This is a genomic window from Streptomyces sp. MMS24-W38 (genome assembly GCF_059889265.1).
The window spans coordinates 6802764-6829475 of sequence record NZ_JCBCPP010000001.1; the positions used below are offsets into that span (position 1 = coordinate 6802764).

The window sequence follows — 26712 nt, forward strand, 5'->3', positions numbered from 1 at the left end:
GAGAGCGGCAACGGCCGCGAAGGAGGCGACACTCATGTCGAAGAACGCCAAGATCGCCGCAGGGGGTGTGGCGGCCGGACTCATCCTGCTCATCTGGCTGCCCTGGTGGGCGGCGCTCCTGATAGTCCTGGGAGTTCCGGCCGCCGCGTATCTGGCCCTGGACCCTTCACAGCGGAGCCGGCTGCGCCGTGTCTCACGCAAGGAGCTGGGTCGCTGAGACCGGTGGGGCGCGCCCGGCGGGTCGGTGCCGGGCCGGGCCATGGCCCGGCCCGGATCCTGGGGCGACCGCCTCGGGGCGCCGCCCGCGCGGTTCAGAGCGGCCGTACGGCGATCTTGTCGAGGCCCTCCAGGAGGCCCGGCAGTTCCGGCCCCCTGCCCACCGGGAGGACCTCCCCGGGTTCGTCGTCGAGCAGGACGAACGCGATGTCGTCGGTCCTGGCCACGAGCGACCAGCCGGGCCCGTCGGCACGCAGGGTGCGCGCCTCGCCCGGGGCGAAGGACGAGCGGACCCGGCCGAGCGGCGGCGGCGAGGTGAGGTAGGCGCGCGCCTCCGCCAGAACGCGCCGGATACCGCTGTGGCCCGGCCGACCGTCCGGCCCATCGGACTCGGCGCCGTCGGGGGTTTCTCCGGAGCCGCCCGCAGCCGAGAAATCCGTGTCGTCGACCTGCTCCCGCCAGACCGCCCACTGGAGCGCGATCTCGTCGGCGCCCAGGCGCCGCTGCGCCGGCCCCCAGGCCTCGGGATCGGGAGGTGTCAGCGCGGGCCCGTCAGCCGTGTCCGGGTCCGGATCGTGCGGCGCGGGCACGTTCGGCGCCGCGACGGCGACCGCGAGGGGCCAGCCCGGCAGCGAGGCGACGACCGTGCGCTCGTCCGGCGACAGATCGTGCTCCATGCCGCAGTCCCAGGAAGCGATCGCGACGGCGACCAGCGACACGTCGTCGACGACGACGGTCCACCGGGCGCCCTCGCCGTCCTGCCCGAGCACAAGCCCGTACCCGTCGGCGAGCGGGGCGAGGCCGAGCACCGCGCACGCCTCCGGATAGTCGTCGCCCAGCACGCTCGGGAACTTCGCCGGCGTCAGCAACGCCGCCGTGAGCACATAGAGCGCGTCGTCCGCGGTGGTGGCTTCCTCGTCCGTCCCGGCCATGCCGGCCTCCCCGTCGTCTCGTTCACCGGCGCGCACCCTAATCCGACCCCGACCCCCTTGTCACGACCTCGAAGCCCTGCCCGGAGCGGCTGCTTTCCGCCAGGACGGGGCGAATCAGCCACCCGCTGCCGTGCGGGCGCGCCCTCGGACGACCTGCCGGGCCACCGTGACCCTCACCAGCCGTACAACATCCGCCACGCACAGTAGGATCGGAGTCCGGCGGCAGAAGGGGGCGGCGCGGTGAAGCGCTTCGAGCGACTGGAACGCATCCGGCGGATGGACCCGCACCGGGACGCCACGGAGATCTACCGCCTCAGCGCGGCGTACGAATTCCCCTGGGACTTCACCCGGTCACTCGAACTCGCCCTGTACCGCACGTACGCCGTTCCCCGTATCGGCCGTCTGCTCGCCGAGACCGCGGAGCTCACGGACCGCACCCAGAAGCGCTACGACGACACCTCGCTCCTCCTGGACGCCGTCGTCGAGCACGGATTCGGCAGCGACCGGGGCCGGACCGCGATCCGCCGCATCAACCGGATGCACCGCGGTTACGACATCCCCAACGACGACATGCGATACGTCCTGTGCACGTTCGTCGTGATGCCCAAGCGGTGGATCGACGCCTACGGGTGGCGCAGGATGTCGCGGCACGAGACCGTCGCCAGTGCCGTCCACTACCGGACACTCGGGCGGCACATGGGCATCCAGGGCATCCCCGGCTCCTATGAGGAGTTCGAGAGCTGCCTCGACTCCTACGAGCAGGCCCACTTCGGCTGGGACGAGGGCGCGCGCAGGGTCTCGGACGCCACACTCGGTCTCATGACCTCCTGGTACCCGCGTCCGCTCGCCCCGCTGCTGCGCACCGCCACACTCGCCCTGCTCGACGACCCCCTCCTGCGGGCCTTCCGCTACACCCCGCCGAGCGCCGCCACCCGCGTGTGCGTACGCCGCGCGGTGCGGCTGCGCGGCCGCGCGGTCCGGCTGCTGCCGCCCCGGCGCGCCCCGCACTTCGCCCGGCAGAACTGGGAGATCAAGAGCTATCCGAACGGCTACCGGCTGGAGGACCTGGGCACCGACCCGGTGCCGGGCCTCGGCGGCTGCCCGGTGCGGCACCCGGACACCACGCCCGCCGACTGAGCGCAGGGGCGGCCGGAGAGGTCAGTCCTCCCGGACGGCCAGCGCCAGGAACCGCGTGTCCTCGTCGGCGTACGACGTCATGCGCCAGCCCGAACCGGCCAGCAGTGGACGGAGGTTGTGCTCCGCGCGGAGATCGTCCGGTGTGAGCGAGCGGCCCTGGCGCGCGGCGAGCGCGGCCCTGCCGATCGGGTGGAACAACGCGAGCACCCCACCGGGGCGCACCACCCGCGCCAACTCACGGAGATTTTCGGCCGGATGGGGCAGGTGCGCGATGAGGCCCGCCGCGAACACGGCGTCGAGCGCCCCCGAGCGCAGGGGCAGTGCGGCGACGTCGGTGAGCAGCAGCGTGCCGTCGCCGTCCCGCCCGGCGGCCGCGGCCTCCCACAGCATGGCCGGCGTCAGATCCGCCCCGAGGACCGTTCCCGAGGGGCCCACAGCGGCACGCAGCGGCGGCAGGGCCCGTCCGGTGCCACAGCCCGCGTCGAGCACCCGGTCGCCCTCGCGCAGCCCGAGGTCGGCGACCGCGGCCGCGTAGGCCGGACCGTCGTCGGGGAAGCGGCGGTCCCAGTCGACGGCCCGCGCGCTGAAGAACTCCTGGACGTGTGTGTGGTCGTCGCTCATGTCCCGCATGATCCCCCACCGGACGGCCCGGACCGCACCGTCCGGCGGTGGAGAGCTTGCCGGTGCGGGTTCTGCGCGAGACGAACTCGGGCCACTCTTCGTCGGTCATCTTCTGTCCCGTGGCTCCTAACCTCCTTGTCCGGCGCCCGGTCGTGGGGAAGGCTGGCCAAAGGGATCTCCCCGTCAGGGGAAGCACCGCACGGGGGAAGCAAACGGAAAGGCGCACGGACGGGACCACGGGAACCATCACGGGGAAGAGCAAGGGGGAAATTCACGAAATGAAGCAAAATCAGGGACTCGACTGGCTGCTGGACGACCTGACCCAGCGTGTCGAGCAGGTGCGGCACGCCCTGGTCCTGTCCAACGACGGACTGGTGACCGGGACGAGCACGGGACTGCGCCGCGAGGACGCGGAGTACCTGGCGGCCGTGTCGTCCGGACTGCACAGCCTCGCCAAGGGATCCGGACAGCACTTCGGTGCGGGCGGAATGCGCCAGACGATGATCGAGTTCGACGACGCCATGCTCTTCGTCACCGCGGCGGGCGCCGGCAGCTGCCTGTGCGTGCTCAGCGGGGCCGAGGCCGATGTCGGGCGGGTCGCCTACGAGATGACCCTGCTGGTCAACCGGGTCGGAGAACATCTGGACGTGGACGCCCGCCGACCGGGCTCCAACGGTCTCACAGGGAACTGACCCGCACGTTCGTCGACCCCCGCGGAGTTGTCCACAGGGCTGTCGCAGAGAGTGATGGAGTGGATACGGTTTTCTCCGGGTCGGCGCACGCCGCGCCGACCGTGCACATCCCGCAGGGGGAGACGAGCATGTCCGCGAACACCGCCATCCACGCCATCGCCACGACCGTGCCCGCCACGCCCGGACCGCCCGCCGGGCCAGGCGTGGCGGGAATCCCGCGACAGGAACCGGCGACCGGCCCGCTGACCTACAACGCCCGGAACAGCCCCTCCTGGACGACGGACACCAGCATCCGCCCCGCACGGTCGTAGATCCGCCCGCGGGCCAGCCCCCGCCCGCCCGTGGCGATCGGTGACTCCTGGTCGTACAGGAACCACTCGTCCGCACGGAACGGGCGGTGGAACCACATGGCGTGGTCCAGCGACGCCATGTCGAAGCCCCGCGGACCCCACAGCGGCTCCACCGGGATCCGGACGGCGTCCAGCAGGGTCATGTCGCTGGCGTAGGTCAGGGCGCACGTGTGCACCAGCGGATCGTCACCGAGCGGGCCGACCGCGCGCATCCACACCGCGCTGCGCGGCTCGGCGCCCTTGACGTCGTCCCGGTTCCAGCGCAGCCGGTCCACGTAGCGGATGTCGAAGGGCTGACGGCGGGCCATCAGCTCCAACTGCTCCGGCAGCGTGCCCAGATGCTCGCGGATCTCGTCCGCGACCGTCGGCAGCGACTCGGGGTCCGGCACCGCGCGGGCCGGCGGCAACTGGTGCTCGAAACTCCCCTGTTCAGGTCTGTGGAAGGAAGCGGTGAGATTGAAGATCGTGCGCCCCTGCTGCACGGCGGTGACCCGGCGGGTCGTGAACGACCGCCCGTCCCGCACCCGTTCCACCTCGTACACGATCGGCACCCCGGGGCGCCCCGGGCGCAGGAAGTACGCGTGCAGCGAGTGCACGGGGCGGTCGCCCTCGGTGGTGCGGCCCGCGGAGACCAGGGCCTGGCCGGCCACCTGGCCGCCGAAGACCCGCTGCAGCGACTCCTGCGGACTGCGGCCCCGGAAGATGTTGACCTCGATCTGCTCCAGGTCGAGCAGGGCGACGAGGCTCTCGGTCGGATTCGTCATGGGAGGAACGCTCCTGTGCTCACAGCTGGCCGACGTCGGTGACCCGGACGACCGCGCGGCCCTCCGCGTCGGAGGCGGTGAGGTCGACCTGCGCGCTGATGCCCCAGTCGTGGTCGCCGTTCGGATCGTCGAAGATCTGCCGGACCCGCCACAGCCCGTCGGCCGGCTCCTCCTCGATCAGCAGCAGCTTGGGACCGCGAGCGTCGGGGCCGGTGCCGAGTTCCTCGTACTCGTCCCAGTACTCGTCCATCGCCTCGCCCCAGGCGTCCGCGTCCCAGCCGGCCTCGGCGTCCAGCTCGCCCAGCGCGTCCACCTGGTCCAGAGCGGCGAGCTCGACCCGGCGGAACATGGCGTTGCGGACCAGGACCCGGAAGGCACGCGCGTTGGCGGTGACCGGCTTGACCTGGTCGGCCTTCTCCTGGGCCTCCTCGGCGGTCATCTCCGCGGGGTTGGCCAGCTGCTCCCACTCGTCCAGCAGACTGGAGTCGACCTGACGCACTATCTCGCCCAGCCAGGCGATCAGGTCCTGGAGGTCCTCGGACTTCAGGTCGTCCGGGACCGTGTGCTCCAGTGCCTTGTAGGCGCTGGCCAGGTACCGCAGCACGATGCCCTCGGTGCGGGCCAGCTCGTAGTGGGACACCAACTCCGTGAAGGACATCGCCCGTTCGTACATGTCCCGTACCACGGACTTCGGCGACAGCGGATGGTCGCCGACCCAGGGATGGCTCTTGCGGTAGGTGTTGTACGCGTGGAAGAGCAGCTCCTCCAACGGCTTCGGGTACGTGATGTCCTGGAGGCGCTCCATGCGCTCCTCGTACTCGACGCCGTCCGCCTTCATCGCGGCGACGGCCTCGCCGCGTGCCTTGTTCTGCTGGGCGGCGAGGATCTGGCGCGGGTCGTCCAGCGTGGACTCCACCACGGACACCATGTCGAGCGCGTACGACGGAGAGTCGGGATCCAGCAGCTCGAACGCGGCCAGCGCGAAGGTGGACAGCGGCTGGTTCAGCGCGAAGTCCTGCTGAAGATCCACGGTCAGCCGGACGATCCGGCCCTCGGCGTCCGGCGTGTCCAGCTTCTCGACGATGCCGCCGTCCAGCAGCGAGCGGTAGATGGCGATCGCCCGCCGGATGTGCCGCAGCTGCTGCCTGCGCGGCTCGTGGTTGTCCTCGAGGAGGTGCCGCATCGCCGCGAAGGCGTTGCCGGGCCGGGCGATCACCGACAGCAGCATCGTGTGCGTCACCCGGAAACGGGAGGTCAGCGGCTCGGGATCGGAGCCGATGAGCTTCTCGAAGCTCTGCTCCGACCAGGCGACGAACCCCTCGGGCGCCTTCTTGCGGACGACCTTGCGACGCTTCTTCGGGTCGTCGCCCGCCTTGGCCAGCGCCTTCTCGTTCTCGACGACATGCTCGGGGGCCTGGGCGACGACGAACCCCTCGGTGTCGAAGCCGGCCCGTCCGGCGCGGCCCGCGATCTGATGGAACTCACGGGCCCGCAGCGTCCGCACGCGGTTCCCGTCGTACTTGGTCAGGGCGGTGAACAGCACCGTGCGGATCGGGACGTTGACGCCCACGCCCAGCGTGTCCGTACCGCAGATGACCTTCAGCAGACCGGCCTGCGCGAGCTTCTCCACCAGCCGCCGGTACTTGGGCAGCATGCCGGCGTGGTGCACACCGATGCCGTGCCGGACGTAGCGGGAGAGGTTGCGGCCGAACTTGGTGGTGAAGCGGAAGTTGCCGATCAGATCGGCGATCCGGTCCTTCTCCTCGCGCGTGCACATGTTGATGCTCATCAGCGCCTGGGCCCGCTCCACCGCCTGCGCCTGCGTGAAGTGCACGATGTAGACCGGAGCCTGCCGGGCCGCCAGCAGATCCGTGAGCGTCTCGGTGAGCGGCGTGTAGCGGTATTCGTAGGACAGCGGTACCGGGCGGGTCGCCGAGCGGACCACCGAGGTGGGGCGGCCGGTGCGGCGGGCGAGGTCCTTCTCGAAGAAGGAGACGTCACCGAGCGTCGCCGACATCAGGACGAACTGCGCCTGCGGCAGTTCCAGCAGTGGGATCTGCCAGGCCCAGCCGCGGTCCGGCTCCGCGTAGAAGTGGAACTCGTCCATGACGACCTGGCCCACGTCGGCGTGCCTGCCGTCGCGCAGCGCGATCGAGGCCAGTACCTCGGCGGTGCAACAGATGACCGGGGCGTCGGCGTTGACGGACGCGTCGCCGGTCAGCATGCCGACGTTCTCCGTGCCGAAGATCTTGCACAGCTCGAAGAACTTCTCCGACACCAGGGCTTTGATGGGGGCCGTGTAGAAGGTGACCTCGTCCCGCGCCAGCGCGGCGAAGTGGGCGGCCGCCGCGATCATGCTCTTGCCCGAGCCGGTGGGCGTCGAGACGATCACGTTCGCCCCGGAGACCACCTCGATCAGCGCTTCCTCCTGGTGGGGGTAGAGCGTGAGACCGCGTTCCTCGGCCCACGACTCGAAGGCTTCGTACAGGGCGTCGGGGTCGGCGGTCGGTGGCAGCTGATCGATGAGGGTCACACCCCCCATCTTGCCTGCCGTCGGGCCCCACGTGGGAATCGGATTCGGGAACGAAGATCGCGAAGGCTACGCTGTGGCGCCGAGGAGCGTCAGCGCACCTGGTCAACCGGACAGCTGTACACGAGCGATGGGGCGGGCAACGGGGATGATGGGACCAGCACACTCACTGTCGGGAGCCGCGGCCTGGCTCGGTGTCGGAGCGGCGACGGCCGCCGCAGGAAAACCGATGCCCTGGCCGGTGCTCCTGGTCGGCGCTCTCATCTGCGCCGGTGCGGCCCTCGCCCCGGACCTGGACCACAAGGCGGCGACGATATCCCGCGCCTTCGGGCCCGTCTCCCGGCGACTGTGCGAGATCGTCGACAAACTGTCGTCCGCCGTCTACAAGGCCACCAGGAAGCCGGGCGACCCGCGCCGCTCCGGCGGCCACCGCACCCTCACCCACACCTGGCTGTGGGCGGTCCTGATCGGTGGGGGCACCTCCGTCCTGGCGATCACCGGCGGCCGGTGGGCGGTGCTGGCCATCCTCTTCGTCCACATGGTTCTGGCCATCGAGGGCCTGCTGTGGCGGGCGGCCCGGGGTGCCAGCAGCGATGTACTGGTGTGGCTGCTCGCCGCGACCAGCGCGTGGATCCTCGCGGGCACTCTGGACCAGCCGGGCAACGGCGCCGCCTGGCTGTTCACGGCGCCGGGCCAGGAGTACCTGTGGCTGGGGCTGCCGATCGTCCTGGGCGCGCTGGTCCACGACATCGGGGACGCCCTGACCGTCTCCGGCTGTCCGATCCTGTGGCCCATACCGGTGGGCCGCAAGCGCTGGTACCCCGTGGGCCCGCCGAAGGCGATGCGGTTCAAGGCAGGCAGCTGGGTGGAGATCAAGGTGCTGATGCCTGCGTTCATGCTGCTCGGCGGAGTGGGCGGAGCGGTGGCGCTCAACGTGATCTGAGGCGGCGGCCCCGGCCCGCCCGGGGATCTCACCCGGAGCCCTCACCGCCGTACCGGCGCTCGAAGCGGGCGACGCGCCCTTCCGTGTCCACGGTGCGTGCCTTGCCCGTGTAGAAGGGGTGGCTCTCCGAGGAGATCTCCACCTCCACCACCGGGTAGGTCTCGCCGTCGTCCCATTCGATGGTCTGCTCGCTGGTCGCGGTGGACCGGGTGAGGAAGGCGTAACCGGCGGACCGGTCGCGGAAGACGACGGGGTGGTAGTCAGGGTGCTTGTCCTGCTGCATGAAAGCTCCTCGTGCGACTCGTACGACGTGCTCCGCCCGGGGGGACGGTGGCAGGAGGCAACGGCGGGGTCACCCGGGCAGGGTGTCCTCGTCGACGACATGCATGGCGGCCTCCTCGGCCGAGGCCGCCGCGCCGTCGATACCGACGTCCGTGGCCACCAGGGCGGTCTCCTCGTCCTCGTGCGCCCCCTCGTCGGGAGCGACGAGCCTGCCGGAGCGCGCGGCACCGACCTCGTTGTCCAGGAGCTCGCCGTCGGTGCCCTCGCTGTCGCCGAGACCGTCGCCGTCGAAAGCCGCGGGTTCGGGCAGCTCCTCGGCGAGCCGCTGGTCCAGCGTCTCGCCCGCGTGGCCCTCCGCCGCCGTCACACCGCGGTGCTCCACGGCCCACGGCCGCTCGGGAGGGGACCAGCCCCGGTCGAGGGGGTCGCTCACACCGTCGTCCACGAGGGTGTCCTCGGCATCGAGCAGTCCGGCGTCGTCCTGAACCTCGGACTCGTCGGGCTGGTAGACATCGTCTCCCCAACCGCCGGCACTGTTCACGGGTACCTCCAGGGGTGGCGACGGGCCCGTTCCCGCCGTGGCCCGCTGCGGGCCGCATCTGCACGGAGCACCGGCCTCACCCGCACCCCGGTCCTCCGGAGTCCCCGGATGTTCCCCGAGCCGGTGCCTGACTCCAGCCTTCCACCCAGGTTCGACTCCGCGCAACGGCACGGCGTCCCCCTGGGCGGGCCGCCGTGTCCTCACCCGTGCCAGGAACGCCACAGCGCCGCGTACGCGCCGTCCGCGGAGACCAGCTCGTCGTGGCTGCCCAGCTCGCTGATGCGGCCGTCCTCGACGACGGCGATGACATCCGCGTCATGGGCGGTGTGCAGGCGGTGGGCGATGGCGACGACGGTGCGACCGTCGAGGACGCGGGCCAGGGAGCGTTCCAGATGCCGTGCCGCGCGGGGGTCGAGCAGCGAGGTCGCCTCGTCCAGGACCAGCGTGTGGGGGTCGGCCAGCACCAGGCGGGCCAGCGCGATCTGCTGGGCCTGGGCCGGGGTGAGCGCGAGCCCTCCCGAACCGACCTCACTGTCGAGACCGTCCTCGAGCGCACGTGCCCAGCCGTCCGCGTCGACCGCGCCGAGCGCCGCCCACAGCCGGTCGTCCTCGGCGTCCGTCCGGGCGAGCCGCAGGTTGTCGCGCAGGGAGCCCACGAAGACGTGGTGCTCCTGGTTGACGAGAGCCACATGGCCACGGACCCGTTCCGCGGTCATCCGGGACAGCTCGGCGCTGCCCAGGGTCACCGTGCCGTCCCGGGGCGCGTAGATCCCGGCGAGCAGCCGGCCCAGAGTGGACTTGCCCGCGCCGGACGGGCCGACCAGCGCCATCCGGGTGCCGGGGGCGACCTCGAGCGACACCTCGCGCAGCACGTCGACGCCCTCGCGGTAGCCGAAGCACACCTGCTCCGCGCGCACGTGGCGTCCGTCGGGGGCCAGGGCGGTGTCACCGGCGTCGGGCTCGATCTCCCGGACCCCGACCAGCCGGGCCAGCGACACCTGGGCCACCTGCAACTCGTCGTACCAGCGCAGGATCAGCCCGACCGGGGTGACGAGCATCTGGGCGAGCAGCGTCCCGGCCGTCAGCTGGCCGACACCGATCCAGCCCTGCAGGACGAACACACCACCGATCATCAGCACCGAGCCGATCACGGTCACGTGAGTGATGTTGACGACCGGGAAGAGCACCGACCGGAGCCAGAGCGTGTAACGCTCCCAGGCCGTCCACTCCCGCACCCGTTGGTCCGACAGTGCCACTCGGCGCTCGCCGAGGCGGTGGGCCTCCACCGTCCGCCCCGCGTCCACGGTCTCCGCGAGCGCCGCGGCCACGGCGGCGTACCCGGCGGCCTCCGAGCGGTACGCCGCAGGCGCCCGCCGGAAGTACCAGCGGCAGCCCGTCACCAGCAGCGGAACGGCCACCAGCACGGCCGGCGCCAGTTCGGGCGCCGTGACGACCAGCCCGCCCAGCAGCAGTGCCACCCACACCACGCCGATGACCAGCTGGGGCACGGCCTCGCGCATCGCGTTGCCGAGCCGGTCGATGTCGGTCGTGATCCGGGACAGCAGATCACCGGTCCCGGCGCGTTCCAGCACTCCCGGCGGCAGCCCGACCGACCGCACCAGGAAGTCCTCGCGCAGATCGGCCAGCATCCGCTCCCCGAGTACGGCCCCCCGCAGGTGGACCTGCCGGACGAACACCGCCTGGACGACCAGTGCGAGCGCGAACAGCCCGGCGGTGAGCCCCAGATGGAGTTCCCGCGTCCGGTCCGACACCCGCTCCACCAGACCGCCCAGCAGATACGGGCCGACCATCGAGGAGACCACCGCGACGGTGTTCACCGTGATCAGCAGTGCGAAGGCCCGGCGGTGCCTGCGGAGCAGTTCGGCCACGTAGGCGCGTACGGTGGCGGGGGCACCCACGGGCAGGGTGCCGACCGTGGTGGGGGCCGCCGGGTCGTGGGCCGGTGGCGCCACGCCGATCATGCCGTCTCCTCGATCTCTTCGAGTTCTTCCAGGCCGCTCAGACCGTTCAGGTCGTTCAGACCCTTCAGGTCGTTCAGGCTTTTCAGGTCTTCGACGTCCTTCGGGTCGTCGCGGTCTTCCCGTGCCACCACGGCCCGGTACCGGGACTCGGTGCGCACCAGTTCGCGGTGGCCGCCCACCGCCACGACCGTCCCGTCGTGCAGGAGGACCACCTGGTCCGCCCGGTCGAGCAGCAGCGGGGAGGAGGCGAACACCACGGTGGTGCGGCCCGCCCGCAGTTCGCACAGGCCCTGTGCGACACGGGCCTCGGTGTGCGAGTCGACGGCGGAGGTCGGCTCGTCCAGTACGAGTACCTCCGGGTCGGTGACCAGCGACCGGGCCAGGGAGAGCCTCTGGCGCTGACCGCCGGAGAGGGACCGTCCGCGTTCGGTGATCAGCGTGTCCATCGGGTCCGAGGCGCCCGGCGAACCCTGCACCAGTGCCGCCAGCACGTCCCCGCACTGCGCGGCCTCCAGGGCCTCGCGCGCTCCGACGGCACCGGACGCGGGTACGTCGAGCAGTTCGCGCAGTGTGCCGGACAGCAGCACCGGGTCCTTGTCCTGCACGAGGACGGCGCCGCGGGCGACGTCCAGCGGTAGTTCGTCGAGCGGCACCCCGCCGAGCAGCACCGAACCGTCCCGTGCGGCGGACGTCGCGTGCCCGCCGAGCCGTTCGGCCAGCCGCCCCGCCGCGTCCGGGTCCCCGCACACCACGGCGGTGAACCGACCCGCCGGGGCGAGCAGACCGGTCACCGGGTCGTACAGGTCACCGGTGGGCGTGACGGCAGGCGGCGCGCCCGAGGTGCCCGTGGCCCGCTCCAGCGACAGCACACGCGCCGCGCGAGTGGCCGAAGGCCGTGAGAAGGAGTACGCCATGGCGATCTCCTCGAAGTGCCGCAGCGGATAGGAGAGCAGCATGACCGAGCTGTAGACGGTGACCAGTTCCCCCACCGCGATGCGCCCCTCACGGGCCAGGTAGACGCCGTAGCAGACCACGGTGATCAGCAGGATTCCCTGCAGCAGCACCTGGACCGCCGCGATGAGGGACCACATCCGGGCACTGTGCACGGCCGCGCGGCGGACGTCCTGGGACGCGCGCCGGTAGCGGTCGAGGAACAGTTCCTCACCGCCGATGCCGCGCAGCACACGCAACCCGGCGACGGTGTCCGAGGCGAGTTCCGTGGCCCGGCCGGCCTTCTCCCGCTGGGTGTCGGCCCTCCGGGTGGCGTGCGGCAGCAGGGGCAGTACCGCGAGCGCCAGCAGGGGCACCCCCACGGCGACGACCACGCCGAGCGCGGGCTGGAGGACGAGCAGGCCGACGCAGACCGCCACGGTGGTGACCGCCGCCGCGGTGAACCGCGACAGGGCCTCCACGAACCAGCCGACCTTCTCGACGTCACCGGTGGACACCGCCATGACCTCGCCGGCCGCGACACGCCGGGTCAGTACGGATCCCAGGGCCGCGGTCCTGTGGGCGAGCAACTGCTGGACGCGGGCGGCCGCGGTGATCCAGTTGGTGACGGCGGCCCGGTGCAGGAAGGTGTCGCCGACGGCGTTTCCCGCGCACACCAGCGCCATGAGTCCGCCGGCCAGTGCCAGCCGGGCGCCGGAGCGGTCGACGGCGGCCTGGACGCCGATGCCCACGCAGAACGGCAGTGAGGCGATGGCAGCGAAGTGCAGCAGTCCCCAGGCCAGGGATCTGAGCTGGCCGGAGAGCTGATTCCGGAAGAGCCACCACAGGAATCGGGGACCCGAGCGGGCATCGGGCACGCCCGGGTCGGGATACGGAAGGTCTTGGATCTGCATGACGTCCCAGTGACTCGCAAAGGCGGGGCCGTGCGTCGTCCGCGGACGACTGCGGCAGCAAACCGTGACAGGTTGACCCCGCTGCGTGTGGGAAGGCAAACGGTTTTCCACGAGACCGCACGGAACAGGCTGCCCGCGTCGCAGGGGCACGGCGCGACGGGTCGGACGAGTGCCGTGCGGTCCGTCGGACGGTCACGGCGCGAGGCTCCGGACGATCGCGGCGCGCTGCCTCAGCAGGACGTGTCGCCCTGCTGCGGTGCGGCCGCCGTCCCGTCGATCAAGGTGTGTCGATCAAGGTGTCCAGCAGCCCGCCGAGGGCCTCACGCTGTTGGTCCGTCAGCGGAGCCAGGATCTCCTCGGCGGCGGCCCGGCGCGCGGCGTGCAGCTCCCGCAGGGCGGTGTGCCCGTCGTCGGTGAGCTCGATCCGGATCACCCGCCGATTGGCCGGATCGGGCACCCGCCGTACCTTGCCGTTCGCCTCCAGTCCGTCGACCAGCGTCGTCACCGCTCGGGGCACCACCTCCAGCCGCTCGGCCAGATCGGCCATGCGCGGCGGCGAGGCGTAGTGGGCGAGGGTGCGCAGCAACCGGGACTGGGCCGGGGTGATGCCCAGTTCGCGCCGCACCAGATGACGCTTCTGGATGCGGTGCACCCGGCGGGTCAGCCGAAGCAGCTGCTCGGCCAGCAGGCCGTCGGGGTCGGGGGTGGTCATGCGCGGAACAATATCAGGATGCCGTTCATTGTGAGTATAGGTAACAATGAGCTAGGGTCCGCTGATCCCGGCGTGCCCGGTGTCAGGCGGCCGTTCCCGGCTTCTCACTACTCCCTGTTCCCTGCTGCCAGTTCCCGAAGGAGACCATGCATCCCGACCGCGAACCCGCCTGGAGCGCACCCGCGGGCGCCGGGGAACAGCCCCGGCAGGTGCGCCGCATCCTGAAGCTGTTCCGTCCCTACCGGGGTCGTCTCGCGATCGTCGGCCTGCTCGTCGGGGCGGCGTCCCTCGTCTCGGTCGCCACCCCGTTCCTGCTGAAGGCGATCCTCGACGTCGCGATCCCCGAGGGCCGGACCGGGCTGCTCAGCCTGCTCGCCCTCGGCATGATCCTCAGCGCCGTCCTCACCAGCGTCTTCGGAGTGCTCCAGACGCTGATCTCCACGACCGTCGGTCAACGTGTCATGCACGATCTGCGCACCGCGGTCTACGACCGGCTCCAACGCATGTCGCTCGCCTTCTTCACGCGCACCCGCACCGGCGAGGTCCAGTCCCGCATCGCCAACGACATCGGCGGCATGCAGGCCACCGTGACCTCGACGGCGACCTCGCTGGTCTCCAACCTCACCAGCGTCGTCGCCACCGTCGTCGCGATGCTCGCCCTCGACTGGCGGCTGACCGTCGTCTCGCTGGTCCTGCTGCCGGTGTTCGTGTGGATCAGCCGCCGCGTCGGCAACGAACGCAAGAAGATCACCACCCAGCGCCAGAAGCAGATGGCCTCGATGGCCGCCACGGTCACCGAGTCGCTGTCGGTCAGCGGCATCCTGCTCGGCCGCACCATGGGCCGCTCCGACTCTCTGACCAGTGCCTTCGCCGACGAGTCCGAACGCCTGGTGGACCTGGAGGTGCGGTCGAACATGGCCGGCCGCTGGCGCATGGCCGTCATCACGATCGTCATGGCCGCCATGCCCGCCGTCATCTACTGGACCGCGGGCATCGTCCTGCGGACGGGCGGGCCCGGCGTCTCCATCGGGACGATCGTCGCCTTCGTCTCGCTTCAGCAGGGCCTGTTCCGGCCGGCGGTGAGCCTGCTGTCGACCGGTGTCCAGGTCCAGGCGTCGCTCGCGCTGTTCCAGCGCATCTTCGAGTACCTCGACCTCCCCGTCGACATCACCGAACGCGCGGAGCCGGTCCGTCTCGCCCGGGTCGGCGGCGAGGTCCGGTTCGAGAACGTCACCTTCGGCTACGACGGCAAGGGCGGTCCCGTCCTCGACGGCATCGACATCACCGTTCCCGCAGGCACCAGCCTCGCCGTGGTCGGTTCGACCGGTGCCGGCAAGTCCACGCTCGGCCACCTCGTGCCCCGGCTGTACGACGTCACCTCCGGCCGGGTCGCCCTCGACGGGGTGGACGTACGCGACCTCGACTTCGACACCCTGGCGCGCGCGGTCGGCGTCGTCTCCCAGGAGACGTATCTCTTCCACGCCTCCGTCGCCGACAACCTGCGCTTCGCCAAGCCCGACGCCACTGACGAGGAACTCCACGCGGCGGCCCGCGCGGCGCAGATCCACGACCACATCGCCGCCCTGCCCGACGGGTACGACACGGTCGTGGGAGAGCGCGGCCACCGTTTCTCCGGTGGCGAGAAGCAGCGTCTGGCGCTCGCCCGGACCATCCTGCGCGACCCGCCGGTCCTCGTCCTCGACGAGGCGACCAGCGCGCTCGACACCCGTACCGAGGCCGCCGTCCAGCAGGCCATCGACGCGCTGTCGGCCAACCGCACCACGCTCACCATCGCCCACCGGCTGTCCACCGTCCGCGGCGCCGACCAGATCGTGGTGCTCGACGCGGGCCGGGTGGTCGAACGCGGCACGCACGAGGAACTGCTGGAGCTGGACGGGCGTTACGCGGCTCTTGTCCGCAGGGACGCCCAACTGGAGCCGACAAGATGAAAATATGCCAGGTTTGTGACGGTATGAGCGTTACCGTGCCCGCATGCAGAAGAACACTCCGTCACGGAACACGATCCGACTGACGCGCCGGGGCCGACTCGCCCTCGTCGCGACCGGGGCCGTCGTGGCCGGTACCGCCGTGGCGGTGCCCCTGCTGGCCCTGGGCGACGACGACGATCCCCGCCCCACCACCCTGGTGATCCCGGAGGGCCACCGGGCGGGCCAGGTGTACGCGGCTGTCGACAAGGCCCTCCGACTGCCCGTGGGGAGTGCGAAGAAGTCCCTCGCGAAGGCAGCCCTCAAACTGCCGAGCGATGCCGAGGGGAACCCGGAGGGCTATCTCTTTCCGGGGACCTATCCGCTGAAGGAGGGGATGACGCCGGAGCAGCTGCTGTCGCTGATGGTCGACAGCGCCAACAAGAAGTTCAACGGCGCCCCGACCGCCGCCGGTGCGCAGCGCAACGCGATGAACGTCTACCAGGCCGTCACCATCGCGAGCATCGTCCAGGCGGAGGCGTCCACCAAGGCCGACATGGGCAAGGTGGCCCGGGTGATCTTCAATCGGCTGGAGCGGGGGATGCCGCTGCAGATGGACTCGACGGTCGACTACGCCCTGGGCCGTTCGGCACCGCGTACCACCGAGGCGGACACCAAGGCCGACAGCCCCTACAACTCGTATACGCGTATGGGACTGCCGCCCACCCCGATCGGCAACCCCGGCGAGGAGGCGATGCGGGCGGCGATCACCCCGACGCCGGGCGACTGGCTGTACTTCGTCATGGTCACACCGGGCGACACCCGCTTCACCGCCGACTACAAGGAACACCAGGGCGACGTCGCCGAGTTCGACGCGCGGCAGAAGAAGAAGGCGGAAAAGGCAAAGGAGTAGGGGGAGGGGAGGGGGAGGCGAGCGGCCGGCCCGAGGAATGACCCGGCCGGCACCGGCCACCGGCCTACCACCCGGGGGCGGCGTCAGGCCGCGGCGCGTTCCTCCGCCAGCAGGCGCCCGATGTCCCGTACGGCCGCCCGCCCGGCGCGGTTGGCCCCGACGGTACTGGCCGAGGGGCCGTAGCCGACTAGGTGGACGCGGGGGTCGGCGACCGCCCGGGTGCCCTCGACGCGGATGCCGCCGCCCGGCTCCCGCAGTCGCAGCGGAGCGAGGTGGTCGATGGCGGGACGGAACCCGGTGGCCCACAGGATGACGTCGGCCGCCACTCGCCGCCTTCCCCCGAGCTCTCGGCTGCGCTCGAGCAGGGGGGACCCCCATGTCCACTCCACTCCCTCCGGCGTGATCCGGTCGAACATCGGCTGCCGGTCCAGGACGCCGTCGGCGAGACCCCGGCGGATCGCGTCGTTCAGCGGCAGTCCCGTCACCGAGACGACGCTGCGCGGCGGCAGCCCCTGCCGTACCCGTTCCTCGACCAGTGCCACGGCCGCCCGCCCCGCCTCCTCGTCGAAGGGGCCCTCGTGGAAGACCGGGGGCCGCCGGGTCACCCAGGTGGTGGTTGCCGCGTGGGGGGCGATCTCCAGCAGATGCTGGGTGGCCGAGGCGCCTCCCCCCACCACGACCACCCGCTGACCGGCGAACGCCTCGGGGCCCGGGTACTGAGCGGTGTGCAACTGCCTTCCCAGGAAGGTCTCCTGACCTTCGTAGCGCGGCCAGAACGGCCGGTTCCAGGTGCCGGTGGCGTTGATCAGCGCCCGTGTCGACCAGGCGCCCGCCGAGGTCTCCACGAGCAGCCGCCCGCCGGTTCCCTCCCGCACCGCCCGGACCTGCACCGGTCGCCGGACCCGCAGGTCGAACGTCCGCTCGTAGCGGTCGAAGTACTCCGTGATGACCTCGGAGGACGGACGGGCCGGATCGGCGTCCGTGAGTTCCATGCCGGGCAGCGAGTGCATCCCGTGCACCTTGCCGTACGTGAGTGAGGGCCAGCGGTACCGCCAGGCGCCGCCGGGGCCGGGGTTGTGGTCGAGCACCACGAAGTCGCGGTCCGGCTCGAACCCGGTGCGCCGCAGGTGACAGGCGCTGGACAGTCCCGCCTGCCCGGCGCCTATGACGACTGCCTGGACCTCGGCGACCTCGGCCTCGCTCATGTAGTTCATATTTCTACTAACGCCGCTAGGGGGACACATCTTCCCGCGAGCCGTTGCCGCCACTCGGAGGCTCCCTTCCTCGAAGACCCCGGGCCCATGGGCCAGGATGGAAGCCATGTCAGATGCCTTCACCACCCGGATCCTGAACGTCGCCACCGGCTCCGCGGAGCGGGTCGCCGACATCACCGGCGACTGCGAGTCCTTCCTGCGGGAGGTGGCGGCCGGTCGCGACGGACTGCTCAACCTCTTCGTGCCGCACGCCACCGCCGGCATCGCCCTCATCGAGACCGGCGCCGGCAGCGACGACGACCTCCTGGCCGCCCTGCACACCCTGCTGCCGGCCGACGACCGCTGGCAGCACCGCCACGGCAGCCCCGGCCACGGCCGCGACCACGTCCTGCCCGCCCTCGTCCCGCCGCACGCCACCCTGCCCGTACTGGGCGGCCGGCTGGAGCTGGGCACCTGGCAGTCCGTGTGCCTGGTCGACACCAATAAAGACAATGCCAACCGTCAGGTTCGACTGAGCTTCCTCGGCGGCCGGTAGACCGTCGGTCACCGGCCTGCCGGTGACCGACGGAACGGGCCCTACGCGGAGTCGGCACCGTCCGATTCGACGAACCGGGCCAGGTGCGCCGGCGCCCGGCGGGCGCCCGCTTCGTTGCCGGTGGCGGGTACGGCGCCGGGGACGCCCTCGTGGACCACCAGGACGGCGGTGCCACCGTCGTCGGTGTCGGTGAGCGTGGTGGACATGGTCATCGTCCCGCGCGGCGCGGGGTCCTCGGTCTCGAACTCGAGCATCTCCACCACCTGCTCACCCGGCACGAGCCCCGCGAAGTGGCCGCGGTAGGTGTCGGTGTGCTCGGCGGACCTGCCCGGCGCGTCCGGTGCGTCGCACGTGAGCGAGACCCGGAACCGGCCGCCCTCGCGCGCATCGAACTCGTGCACCTCGCCCCGCACACCCGGCGGCACCCGCCACCGCGCGATCGCCTCCGCACTCACCGGCGCCCGGTGGACCACCGGGCGGGGCGCGTTCACCAGACGGGAGACCCGCGTCGTGTACATGCTCTCATCGTGCCGTCGAGGTGCCCGGACGTCATCACGTCCGCCGGCATCGCCCTCCGTTCGGTCACTGCTTGCCGCGGACGACGGTGACGGGGCAGTCGGCGTGGTGGAGCAGGGCCTGGCTCACCGAGCCCAGCAGCATCCCGGTGAAGCCGCCGTGCCCCCGGGCCCCGGTCACCAGCAACTGGGCCTCCCTGCTGGCGTCCAGCAGTGCGTGGCGCACCCGGGACCGCTCCACGAGCAGTTCCACGGACACCTCCGGATGAGCGGCCCGCCAAGGAGCCAGGGCCTCCTCCAGCCGGTGCCGGTGCTTCTCGCGGAGCTGGTCCAGGTCCACCACCACGTTCAGCGGGGCGCCAGGCCCCTCGTAGGGTGTCGGCTCGTTCAAGGTGTTCCACACGTGCAGGGCGACCAGCCGGGCCCCGCGCAGCGCCGCCTCGGCGAAGGCGAATCCGGCCGCCGCCGCACCGGCCGCCGAGCCGTCCGCGGCGAGGAGTACGGGCCCCCGCGGATCGGGGCGTCCCCGAACCGCCATGACCGGGCAGTGCCCGTGGGCGGCCAACTGCACGACCGTCGAGCCCAGCAGCAGGTCCCCGAACCCGCCGCGGCCCCGTCCGCCGAGCACCGCCAGTACCGCGTGGCGCGACTCGCTCCGCAGCACCGTCAGGGCGTCCCCGGACACCACGGTCCTGGTCACCTCCAGACCCGGCGCCACGGCGGCGGCCCGCTGTTCCGCCTGCGCCAGGGCGCCGCGGATCGTCGGGTCCAGGTCGGGGTGACGACTGAAGGCGTGCACGATCCGCAGCTGTGCGCCGCGCAGCTGGGCTTCACGGGCCGCGACGTCCGCCGCGGCGAGACTGGACGGCGATCCGTCCACTCCGGCGATCACCGTGTCATCCACTGCTCACTCCCGTCCGGGCCGGGCCCCTGACGCAGGTGCGTCCCGGTCACGCCCGTGAGTGCCCGAGTACCCGCGGGCAGGGGACCGTACCGGCCCGGAGCCCGGCGGCCCGGAAGCCTCGGAAGGGGGAGCGTGCTACGCGTTCCCCTCCGCCTTCTCTTCCTTCTCTCCGCTGTCGCCGCGGACGACGGCCACCGGGCAGTGGGCGTGGTGCAGCATCGCCTGGCTGACCGAGCCGAGCAGCAGCCCGGTGAATCCGCCCCGCCCCCGGGCCCCGACCACCAGCAACCGCGCCGTACGGCTCGCTTCGATGAGCGCTTCGCGGGTGCCGCCGTGCACGAGCTCGTGCCGGACCTTCACACCGGGGTACCGCTCCTGGTGCCCGGCCAGTGCCTCGGACAGCAGACGCTCCTCGCCGGCCCGCAGATCGCCGGGCTCGCTCGCGTAGGGGGCCTTCTCGTCCTGCGGGGCCGGGGCCGGCGCGTTCCAGGTGGTCCAGGAGTGCAGCGCGACGAGTTCGGTGCCGCGCAGGGACGCCTCGGCGAAGGCGAAGCCGATCGCCTCCGCGCCCGCCGGGGAACCGTCGACTCCGACCACGACCGGTCCGTCCGCCGCCCCCGGCTCACGCACGACCAGGACCGGGCACCGCCCGTGAGCCGCCAGGTGCACCGCCGTCGACCCCACCAGAAGCCCGACGAAACCCCCCATCCCGCGGGATCCGACGACCACGAGTTCCGCGGAGGCGGACTGCGCCTCCAGCACGGTCAGCGGTTCCCCCGTCACCACGGTGTGCGAGACGTCCACATCCGGTGCCACCGACCTGGCGTGCTCCACCGCCTCGGCCACCAGCTGATCGGCCGCGGCCTGGAGACCGCCCCCGGGGGGGCCCAGCGGCGAAGGGCCCAGCGGCACATGCATGGCAGGCCAGAGGAACGCGTGCACCACCCGCAGCTCGGCCTTGCGCCGCTGTGCCTCCTCGGCCGCAGCACCCACCGCGGCCAGGCTCGAGGCCGATCCATCGACTCCCACAACGACCAGACGACTCATGACGCCTCCCCAATCGGTATGTCACCACCATGATCCCATTGCGGAACCCCGTAGCCATGGGCCCAACGGGCCACACCTCCGGAGCGATCAGGACCCTCCGGCGGTCCGCCCTCGTGAGGGTCGAGTCCGCCGCGATCGTTTGTCCATCCGTGACACCACCCACCCTCTCGACGACATGGCGGGATGACACCATGTCCCCCACGGGGGCTGACCATCAGCGGGATGGAGGGACCCCGCCCAGAACGACGGATGACCAGAAGAAACCGGGAAGGGGACGGGCTGTGCCTGCTCCACGGATGAGCACCACGCCACTGCCGGGCATCGGCGTGAAGTACGACCTCACCACGCGTGAGCGCCAGCACCTCTCCGTGATCGCGCACCGGGACGGCGCACGCACGGTCAGCATCTACCGATCCGACGACCCGGACGCCTGCGCCCAGTCGCTGCGGCTGAACGTCGCCGAGTCGGCCGCCCTGATCGACGCGCTGACGCCCGCCCACCACAGCCCGAACCTGTTGCACACGACCGACCTGGGCCTGGTCGCGGAGCGCATCGAGCTGTCCGCCGCCTCCCACTGGAACGGCAGGGTGCTGGGCGAGACCAGGATGCGCACCGACACCGGAGCCTCGATCGTGGCCGTGCTGCGGCGGGCCGAGGCGATCCCGTCCCCGACGCCGGACTTCCGGCTTGCGGGCGGTGACACACTCATCGTCATCGGCACCCGCGAGGGCATCGAGACCGCCGCCGAGATCCTCGGACGGGAGTGAGCGCGCGCACTCCTCCGTGAGCTTCCGTCACCGCGCTGACGAAGGTGGCCACCGGCTGGCGGGCCGCTCGACGGGCAGGGCATCTCCAGGCCGTGCCGCCGGCGCGCGGCAAGCGCGGCCGGCCCGGCTCAGCGGGTCCGCAGTCCCGTGCGGTCGTCGCGGAGCGGGCCGGAGGTCAGACCCGCAAGCCCGACGCCGACGAGCATGACGGCGCAGGCGACGAGTACGACTGTGGCACCTTCGAGCTCGACGAATGGGCCGAGCACACTGTTCATGAGCAACAAGGCCAGGCTCTGCACGAGCACGAGAACCGCCTGGACGCGGGACAGGTGGCTTTCCGGTGCTGCTGCCAGGACCAACGGCGCGATGTGCGCGGAGAAGATCCCGTTGCCGACACCGATGACCGAGCCGGCGGCCACCGCCCCCGCCGTGCCCGGTGCCAACGCCAGGGCGAGTACCCCCGCACCGGCCAGCACGAGCGCGCTCGCCGACAGCAGACCGGGCCGTCCCAGCGGACCGCGCTTCACCACCAGCAGGGTGATCGCCACCATGCCCACGCCCTGCGCTCCGATCACGAGCCCCGTGGCTCCCGCGCCCCATTCCCGCTCACGGGCGAGCAGGGGGACCAGGAGCGACAGCACGGGCAACAGGAAGCCGGCTGCGAAACCGGTGAGGCAAAGACCCGGACGCAGCACCGGATGGGCGAAGGCCACGCGCACGCCGTCCACGGCCTCCTTGAGCAGACCGGCTGTTCCGGGGGGCTGTGCTGCTTCGTACCGCGGGCGGATGATCGCCAGGACGATCAGCGTGAAGGCGAAGGTGACGGCGTTGAACACGGCCGCGCCCGCGAGCCCGGCAAGACCCACCAGGACGCCGCCCAGAGGCCCGCCACCCATGGTGATCACCTGGCCGCCGGCCTGTCGCAGGGACAACGCCCGCGGTAACTGTGCCTCGGCCACAAGCCGACGGGGCATGGACCCCGAGGCGGGCAGATAGAAGGCATCGACGACACCCACCGCGATGCCTGTCGCGATGAGCAACCAGGGCGGAGCTCCCAGGTGGTGGGCGAGGGCTGCCAGACCGAGCGAGGCGACCAGCATCGCCGCATCGCCGACGATCAGCACGCGACGCGCGCTGACTCGGTCGCTCACCGCACCCCCGAGGAGAAGGAGCAGAACGCGGGGAAGCGTGATCGCGCTCAGAACCAAGCCCGCGACGCCCCCGCCGTACGCGCCGGCAGCCCAGCCGAGAGCAAAGTAGAAGACCACGTTGCCCACGAGCGAGACCAGGATCCCGACGAGCCACCACAGGTAGGACCGAGGCAGCCGCTCCCGGACCTGCGGGTGCCGCTCGTCACCTTGCGCGGACGGGACGCCACGAGCTGCCCCAGGAGACTCCGCGGTCTCATCGCCGGCCGACATCAGGACCCCCGACCAATGCCGTACCGACCTCGGGACGAACGGTCCCAGCCACGCCTCACCCACCCGTGTCGAGCCATCAGTTCATTCCGTCAGGGGTTCTCAGCGCCGTAGCGCCTTGGCGCTACGGCGCTGAGCCCGGCCCCGAGGCTCAGGCCTGGCTGTCCAGCCGGACCGGCATCAGCAGCGAGAAGGTGTCCTCGTCGTCGGGCCGGCGGATCACGAGCGGTGCCGTGGAGGCGCCGAACTCCAGGGCCAGCCGGTCACGGGCCCCGGCGTCGAGGGCGTGCAGCAGGAACTCGCGGTTGACGGCGACACGGTCCTGGCCGTCGTCACCGTCATCGCAGAGGACCACCGTGCCGTCGTCGGCCACCCCGAGCACGCTGACCTCGTAGGGCACCCCGTCCTGCTCGCGCACCTCGCCGGTACGGACGGGACCCGCCTCCACCGCCTTCCGGAAGGCCGCCACGTCGACGAGGGCCCGACGCCCGGCCGGCAGCTGGACCAGGCGCCGGTAGTCCGGGAACTCGTGGTCGAGGCACTGACCGGCCACCTGACGGCCGCTCTCGGTCTCCAGCGTCACCCGGTCACCGTCCACGGCGAGCCGGACGGGTTCGGTGCCGCCGGCCAGCGCCCGCATCGCGTCGACGAGCGGCAGGGGCACGGTCACCTGCACCCGGGGCCCGCCGTGCCCGGTGACCGCGGCCCGCGCGACGGCCAGCCGGTACCGGTCGGTCGCCACGAGACGCAGGGCGTCGCCCTCGACGTCGAACAGGACCCCGCCGAGCATCGGCAGTTCGGGATTCGTGCAGGCGGCGAAACGGACCGCGTCCAACGTGGCGGCCAGCTCGTGCGAGGCAAGGGCCGGGCGGGCCGAGGAGGTACGGAGCGAGGTCATGGGTTTCTCCCTGTCGTCGAGTAGGGCTCGGAGCGTGGAGAACTCACCGCGGGCATCGGACAACCCCTGTTCCAGCCGGCGCAGGTGCGCCTGAAGGAGCTGCCGTACGAGATCGGTGTCCGCGCCGGCCCAGCCGGCCAGCACCAGCCGGATGTCGGCCAGCGGCATCCCGGCCCGGCGCAACCGCGCCAGCAGCCTGGCCTCGTCCGACTGCTCGGGCGCGTACCAGCGGTAGCCGCTGACCGGGTCCACCCAGTCGGGGACCAGCACCCCCGCACGGTCGTAGAACCGCAGGGCGCTCACGCTCAGGCCGCTGTCCCGGGCCATCTCACCAATGCTGCGCATCTCGCTCTCCACACCCGGGACCCTGCCGCCTCGACAAGGTCGAGGGTCAACCGGTGGCATGACCAGGGCTCGTCCGCGTCACCTGAAGTGACGCGGACGAGCCCCTTGTCGCGATCAGGAACTTCAGTGCGCTACACGGCCATGAGCGCCACGAATGCGGCCCACTCGTTCCGGTCGACCCGCAGCACGGGTCCGTCGCCCACGGCCTTCGAGTCCCGTACGTACACGGCGCCCGAGCCGGCAGCCACCTCTAGGCAGTCGCCGCCGCTCGTTCCGCTGTAGCTGCTCTTGAACCAGGCGAGTTGACTGGACTGCTCGATGCCCTGATCGGTGCTCATAGCTCCCCTGCCATGCGCTCGATGAGACGGGAGGACTCCTCGGTGTTGAGGGCCTGTGTGCGCAGCATTCCATACCGCAGCCAGAACTCGCTGACCTCGTTCCGGTCGGACCTGACGCTTACCACGTCCTGTGACTCGATGTAGACGAACTGCTTGCAGTCGGTCGACTCGATCAGCACCATCGGCCCGTTGAGTCCGCTGTGGGCACCGCGGATCGTGGGCATGATCTGGAGTTCGACGTTGCGCATCTTCGAGCACATCAGCAGATGCTCCAACTGTCCTTGCATGACGGCAGTGCTGCGCACCACTCGCAGGATCGCTGCCTCTTCCACGACGAACACAAAGACCATGGGCAGGCTCTTGCGGCTCAGCAGCGCCTGACGCGCAAGGCGGGCCGCCACCCTTTGCTCGACGATCTCATCGGGCAGAGGCGGAAAGTGCGCTTCAAGCAGCGCCTGTGCGTATGCCTCGGTCTGCAGCAACCCAGGAACCAACAGGGGATCGTAGGAGAACCTACTCACCGCCTCGGCCTCCAGCAGGGCGAAGTCCTGGAAAAAGAAGGGCAGTTTGGCCCGGTCCGCGTCCTCCTGGAGCACCCGCAGCGCCCCGCCCGCCTCCAGTACCCGCTCCGCGGCCTCCGTGAAGGCCGTCTTCGCCGGTCTCCGTCCCTGCTCGACGGAGGCGACCTGCTCCAGCGAGTACCCGATCGCCTCGGTGAGGGCCTGCTGGGTGAGGCCGGCCCGTTCGCGGAAGAGGCGGACGAGCTTGCCGTAGGCGCTCCATAGCCGCCGGGCGCTCCTTGTCCGGCCGGCGCCGGCCGGTGGTCCCGCATTCTCGCTGGGTCGTCCTGCTCATCGCGCCCCCTGTTATGCGCAGTGGTCCGTCGTGACCGGCAAACGACTGATCAACTGCTCCGGCCACGAGCACGGACCCGTACACCTGCCGTACAAACCCGTACAACGGCCGTACCGCGTGGCCGGGCACGGAAGTCCGACCTCGTCAGGCCATCTGCGTGACGATGCGGTTACTTCATGAAGTCGTCCGAGAGGCCTGGACGGGAGGCATCTGGAGATACGGCCGGGAGAAACGTCCGGCGGTGCAGCCAATGCGGTATCGAGTTGCTGGAGGGTCGGGGCGATCGCTGATCACCTGGGCGGCGTGAGCGGGCTTGCAGACACACGGTGCAGCACGGTCATCAGAAGGACGTTCTGATCGAACGGCTCTCGGCAGCTCCAACGGCTGTGCGGTGACGGTTCGTTCCCGATACTGATGTGACATTTCGCCCAGCCTGTTGATCTGTCATGACATCTCACCACCACCCCATACTCCAGAACCTGACGAACCGACGGGTGAAGGAGCACGGTGAGCACAGCGGCGGCAGCAGGGACCTGGAAGTTCGGTGATCTGGAGGTGAACCGCGTCGGCTACGGCGCGATGCGGCTGACCGGCAACGGCATGATGGGAAACTCCGACGGTACGCCCATCGACCGCGATGTCGCCGTCCGGCTGCTGCACAGTGCGTTCGAGCAGGGCGTCAACCACATCGACACGGCAGCCTTCTATTTCTCGCCACTGCGTTCCGCGAACGAGCTCATCAACCGGGCCCTCTCGTCCTGGCCGGACGGCGTAGTCGTGGTGACCAAAGTCGGCCCGGGGCGCGATCCCTCCGGTGAGTGGTTCACCATGGCCCGCCCCGACCAACTGCGCGGCCAGGTCGAGGAGAACCTGCGCCAGCTCGGCCGCGACCACCTGGACGTGGTCAACCTGCGCCGCAACGGCCCCGACATGGCCTCGATTGCCGAGCACTTCGGCGCCCTCGCCGAACTGCGCGAAGCGGGCCTGATCCGGCACCTCGGGCTCTCCAACGTGCGCCCGGAGCACGTGGCCGAGGCCCAGGCGATCGCGCCCGTGGTCTGCGTGCAGAACTCCTACAGCGTGGAATGGCGCCGCGCCGACGAGAGCGGAATGGTGGGCCTGTGCCGGGAGCAGGACATCGCCTTCGTCCCGTACTTCGCCGTCTCCGGCCTGCGGCGCGAGGCAGCCGCGGCCCAGGAGCAGCACGCGCGCGTCCACACGGTCGCCCGCGCTCACGGCGCAACGCCGGCGCAGGTACGGCTCGCTTGGACACTGCATCGTGGTCCGCACATGCTGGCTATCCCCGGTACCACCAATCTGGTGCACCTAGCCGAGAACATCGCCGCCGGTGCCCTTCGCCTGACCGAGGAGGAGCTGGCCCGCCTTGACGAGCCGGGCGAGACCGACGCATGAGCGCGCCTGTGTCCAGACCCTGGCCGGGGTTACGTGATAGCGAGATCCGGTGATCGTCACATCGTGGCAAGGAGGAGAC

General features: G+C 71.2%; 26 protein-coding genes and 1 pseudogene. 9 read left to right on the forward strand and 18 right to left on the reverse strand.

Features of this window, described 5'->3' with window-relative positions; all coding sequences use genetic code 11:
- The first annotated feature begins 34 nt into the window (after positions 1-34).
- Entirely contained in the window at positions 35-217 is a 183-nt protein-coding gene (locus AC6F7H_RS29925) for a tail-anchor membrane protein (protein ID WP_109380710.1), read from the forward strand.
- A 94-nt stretch (positions 218-311) separates the two neighbouring features.
- Here the strand turns inward: AC6F7H_RS29925 and AC6F7H_RS29930 are convergent, their stop codons facing one another.
- A complete protein-coding gene (locus AC6F7H_RS29930; RefSeq protein WP_500760536.1) occupies positions 312-1148 on the reverse strand; it encodes a hypothetical protein in 837 nt (278 codons plus the stop codon).
- A gap of 240 nt (positions 1149-1388) precedes the next feature.
- Between AC6F7H_RS29930 and AC6F7H_RS29935 the strand changes: the two genes are divergently transcribed.
- Complete coding sequence (locus AC6F7H_RS29935; protein WP_500760539.1) at positions 1389-2285, forward strand: oxygenase MpaB family protein; 897 nt, start codon at positions 1389-1391, stop codon at positions 2283-2285.
- A 21-nt stretch (positions 2286-2306) separates the two neighbouring features.
- On the opposite strand, the gene AC6F7H_RS29940 is transcribed toward AC6F7H_RS29935, so the two are convergent.
- A complete protein-coding gene (locus AC6F7H_RS29940) occupies positions 2307-2906 on the reverse strand; it encodes a class I SAM-dependent methyltransferase (protein WP_500760541.1) in 600 nt (199 codons plus the stop codon).
- A 278-nt stretch (positions 2907-3184) separates the two neighbouring features.
- Here AC6F7H_RS29940 and AC6F7H_RS29945 point away from each other — a divergent pair, with 278 nt between their 5' ends.
- Positions 3185-3598, forward strand: coding sequence for a roadblock/LC7 domain-containing protein (locus tag AC6F7H_RS29945; protein WP_500760543.1), 414 nt, complete (start codon positions 3185-3187; stop codon positions 3596-3598).
- Positions 3599-3845: 247 nt separating this feature from the next.
- Here the strand turns inward: AC6F7H_RS29945 and AC6F7H_RS29950 are convergent, their stop codons facing one another.
- Both AC6F7H_RS29950 and AC6F7H_RS29955 read right to left on the reverse strand, forming a co-directional pair.
- Entirely contained in the window at positions 3846-4712 is an 867-nt protein-coding gene (locus AC6F7H_RS29950; RefSeq protein ID WP_500760545.1) for an acyl-CoA thioesterase, read from the reverse strand.
- A gap of 19 nt (positions 4713-4731) precedes the next feature.
- The gene (locus tag AC6F7H_RS29955; protein ID WP_500760548.1) at positions 4732-7245 is read right to left on the reverse strand and encodes a DEAD/DEAH box helicase; all 2514 of its coding nucleotides are present in this window, start codon (positions 7243-7245) and stop codon (positions 4732-4734) included.
- A 145-nt stretch (positions 7246-7390) separates the two neighbouring features.
- On the opposite strand from AC6F7H_RS29955, the gene AC6F7H_RS29960 reads away from it, so the two are divergent.
- Positions 7391-8185: a metal-dependent hydrolase gene (locus tag AC6F7H_RS29960; protein WP_500760550.1), complete on the forward strand. Its 795-nt coding sequence runs from the start codon at positions 7391-7393 to the stop codon at positions 8183-8185.
- A gap of 28 nt (positions 8186-8213) precedes the next feature.
- Here AC6F7H_RS29960 and AC6F7H_RS29965 read toward each other — a convergent pair whose 3' ends face one another.
- The 5 genes from AC6F7H_RS29965 to AC6F7H_RS29985 form a co-directional block, all read right to left on the reverse strand.
- Positions 8214-8468: a type B 50S ribosomal protein L31 gene (locus AC6F7H_RS29965; protein ID WP_109380703.1), complete on the reverse strand. Its 255-nt coding sequence runs from the start codon at positions 8466-8468 to the stop codon at positions 8214-8216.
- A gap of 69 nt (positions 8469-8537) precedes the next feature.
- Positions 8538-9008, reverse strand: a complete 471-nt coding sequence (locus tag AC6F7H_RS29970) for a DUF5709 domain-containing protein (RefSeq protein ID WP_500760552.1) — start codon at positions 9006-9008, stop codon at positions 8538-8540.
- Between the two features lie 200 nt (positions 9009-9208).
- Complete coding sequence (locus AC6F7H_RS29975) at positions 9209-10990, reverse strand: ABC transporter ATP-binding protein (RefSeq protein ID WP_500760554.1); 1782 nt, start codon at positions 10988-10990, stop codon at positions 9209-9211.
- Positions 10987-12834, reverse strand: coding sequence for an ABC transporter transmembrane domain-containing protein (locus tag AC6F7H_RS29980; protein ID WP_500760556.1), 1848 nt, complete (start codon positions 12832-12834; stop codon positions 10987-10989). Before AC6F7H_RS29980 ends, AC6F7H_RS29975 begins: the two co-directional genes overlap by 4 nt.
- Before the next feature lie 277 nt (positions 12835-13111).
- On the reverse strand, positions 13112-13546 hold the full coding sequence (locus tag AC6F7H_RS29985) for a MarR family winged helix-turn-helix transcriptional regulator (protein ID WP_500760559.1): 435 nt from the start codon (positions 13544-13546) through the stop codon (positions 13112-13114).
- 146 nt (positions 13547-13692) lie between these two features.
- Between AC6F7H_RS29985 and AC6F7H_RS29990 the strand changes: the two genes are divergently transcribed.
- Together AC6F7H_RS29990 and mltG are read left to right on the forward strand one after the other, a co-directional pair.
- Positions 13693-15495 carry an ABC transporter ATP-binding protein gene (locus AC6F7H_RS29990; protein WP_500760561.1) on the forward strand — a complete coding sequence of 601 codons (1803 nt, stop codon included), beginning with the start codon at positions 13693-13695 and terminating at the stop codon, positions 15493-15495.
- 43 nt (positions 15496-15538) lie between these two features.
- On the forward strand, positions 15539-16384 hold the full coding sequence (gene mltG, locus AC6F7H_RS29995; protein WP_500760563.1) for an endolytic transglycosylase MltG: 846 nt from the start codon (positions 15539-15541) through the stop codon (positions 16382-16384).
- 83 nt (positions 16385-16467) lie between these two features.
- Here the strand turns inward: mltG and AC6F7H_RS30000 are convergent, their stop codons facing one another.
- Positions 16468-17589, reverse strand: coding sequence for an NAD(P)-binding domain-containing protein (locus AC6F7H_RS30000; RefSeq protein WP_500760565.1), 1122 nt, complete (start codon positions 17587-17589; stop codon positions 16468-16470).
- A 115-nt stretch (positions 17590-17704) separates the two neighbouring features.
- Here AC6F7H_RS30000 and AC6F7H_RS30005 point away from each other — a divergent pair, with 115 nt between their 5' ends.
- Positions 17705-18133, forward strand: a complete 429-nt coding sequence (locus tag AC6F7H_RS30005; protein ID WP_500760567.1) for a YjbQ family protein — start codon at positions 17705-17707, stop codon at positions 18131-18133.
- Between the two features lie 41 nt (positions 18134-18174).
- Here the strand turns inward: AC6F7H_RS30005 and AC6F7H_RS30010 are convergent, their stop codons facing one another.
- From AC6F7H_RS30010 to AC6F7H_RS30020, 3 genes are all read right to left on the reverse strand, one after another.
- Positions 18175-18651, reverse strand: a complete 477-nt coding sequence (locus tag AC6F7H_RS30010) for an SRPBCC domain-containing protein (protein ID WP_500760569.1) — start codon at positions 18649-18651, stop codon at positions 18175-18177.
- Positions 18652-18715: 64 nt separating this feature from the next.
- Positions 18716-19552 (reverse strand): universal stress protein, encoded by an 837-nt coding sequence (locus tag AC6F7H_RS30015; protein WP_500760571.1) that lies wholly within the window; start codon positions 19550-19552, stop codon positions 18716-18718.
- 135 nt (positions 19553-19687) lie between these two features.
- A complete protein-coding gene (locus AC6F7H_RS30020; RefSeq protein ID WP_500760573.1) occupies positions 19688-20599 on the reverse strand; it encodes a universal stress protein in 912 nt (303 codons plus the stop codon).
- Positions 20600-20895: 296 nt separating this feature from the next.
- Here AC6F7H_RS30020 and AC6F7H_RS30025 point away from each other — a divergent pair, with 296 nt between their 5' ends.
- Positions 20896-21366 carry a cation:proton antiporter regulatory subunit gene (locus tag AC6F7H_RS30025; RefSeq protein ID WP_500760575.1) on the forward strand — a complete coding sequence of 157 codons (471 nt, stop codon included), beginning with the start codon at positions 20896-20898 and terminating at the stop codon, positions 21364-21366.
- 128 nt (positions 21367-21494) lie between these two features.
- Here the strand turns inward: AC6F7H_RS30025 and AC6F7H_RS30030 are convergent, their stop codons facing one another.
- From AC6F7H_RS30030 to AC6F7H_RS30050, 5 genes and pseudogenes are all read right to left on the reverse strand, one after another.
- Entirely contained in the window at positions 21495-22787 is a 1293-nt protein-coding gene (locus AC6F7H_RS30030; RefSeq protein WP_500760576.1) for an MFS transporter, read from the reverse strand.
- Between the two features lie 148 nt (positions 22788-22935).
- Complete coding sequence (locus AC6F7H_RS30035; RefSeq protein WP_500760578.1) at positions 22936-24027, reverse strand: DNA polymerase III subunit beta family protein; 1092 nt, start codon at positions 24025-24027, stop codon at positions 22936-22938.
- A 131-nt stretch (positions 24028-24158) separates the two neighbouring features.
- On the reverse strand, positions 24159-24365 hold the full coding sequence (locus AC6F7H_RS30040) for a DUF397 domain-containing protein (protein ID WP_500760580.1): 207 nt from the start codon (positions 24363-24365) through the stop codon (positions 24159-24161).
- The gene (locus AC6F7H_RS30045) at positions 24362-24961 is read right to left on the reverse strand and encodes a DUF5753 domain-containing protein (RefSeq protein ID WP_500760582.1); all 600 of its coding nucleotides are present in this window, start codon (positions 24959-24961) and stop codon (positions 24362-24364) included. The genes AC6F7H_RS30040 and AC6F7H_RS30045 overlap by 4 nt, the downstream gene beginning before the upstream one ends.
- 60 nt (positions 24962-25021) lie before the next feature.
- Positions 25022-25078: pseudogene (locus AC6F7H_RS30050) on the reverse strand (hypothetical protein); the annotation flags it as partial.
- Positions 25079-25727: 649 nt separating this feature from the next.
- Here AC6F7H_RS30050 and AC6F7H_RS30055 point away from each other — a divergent pair.
- Complete coding sequence (locus AC6F7H_RS30055) at positions 25728-26633, forward strand: oxidoreductase (protein WP_500760584.1); 906 nt, start codon at positions 25728-25730, stop codon at positions 26631-26633.
- Positions 26634-26712 lie beyond the last annotated feature (79 nt).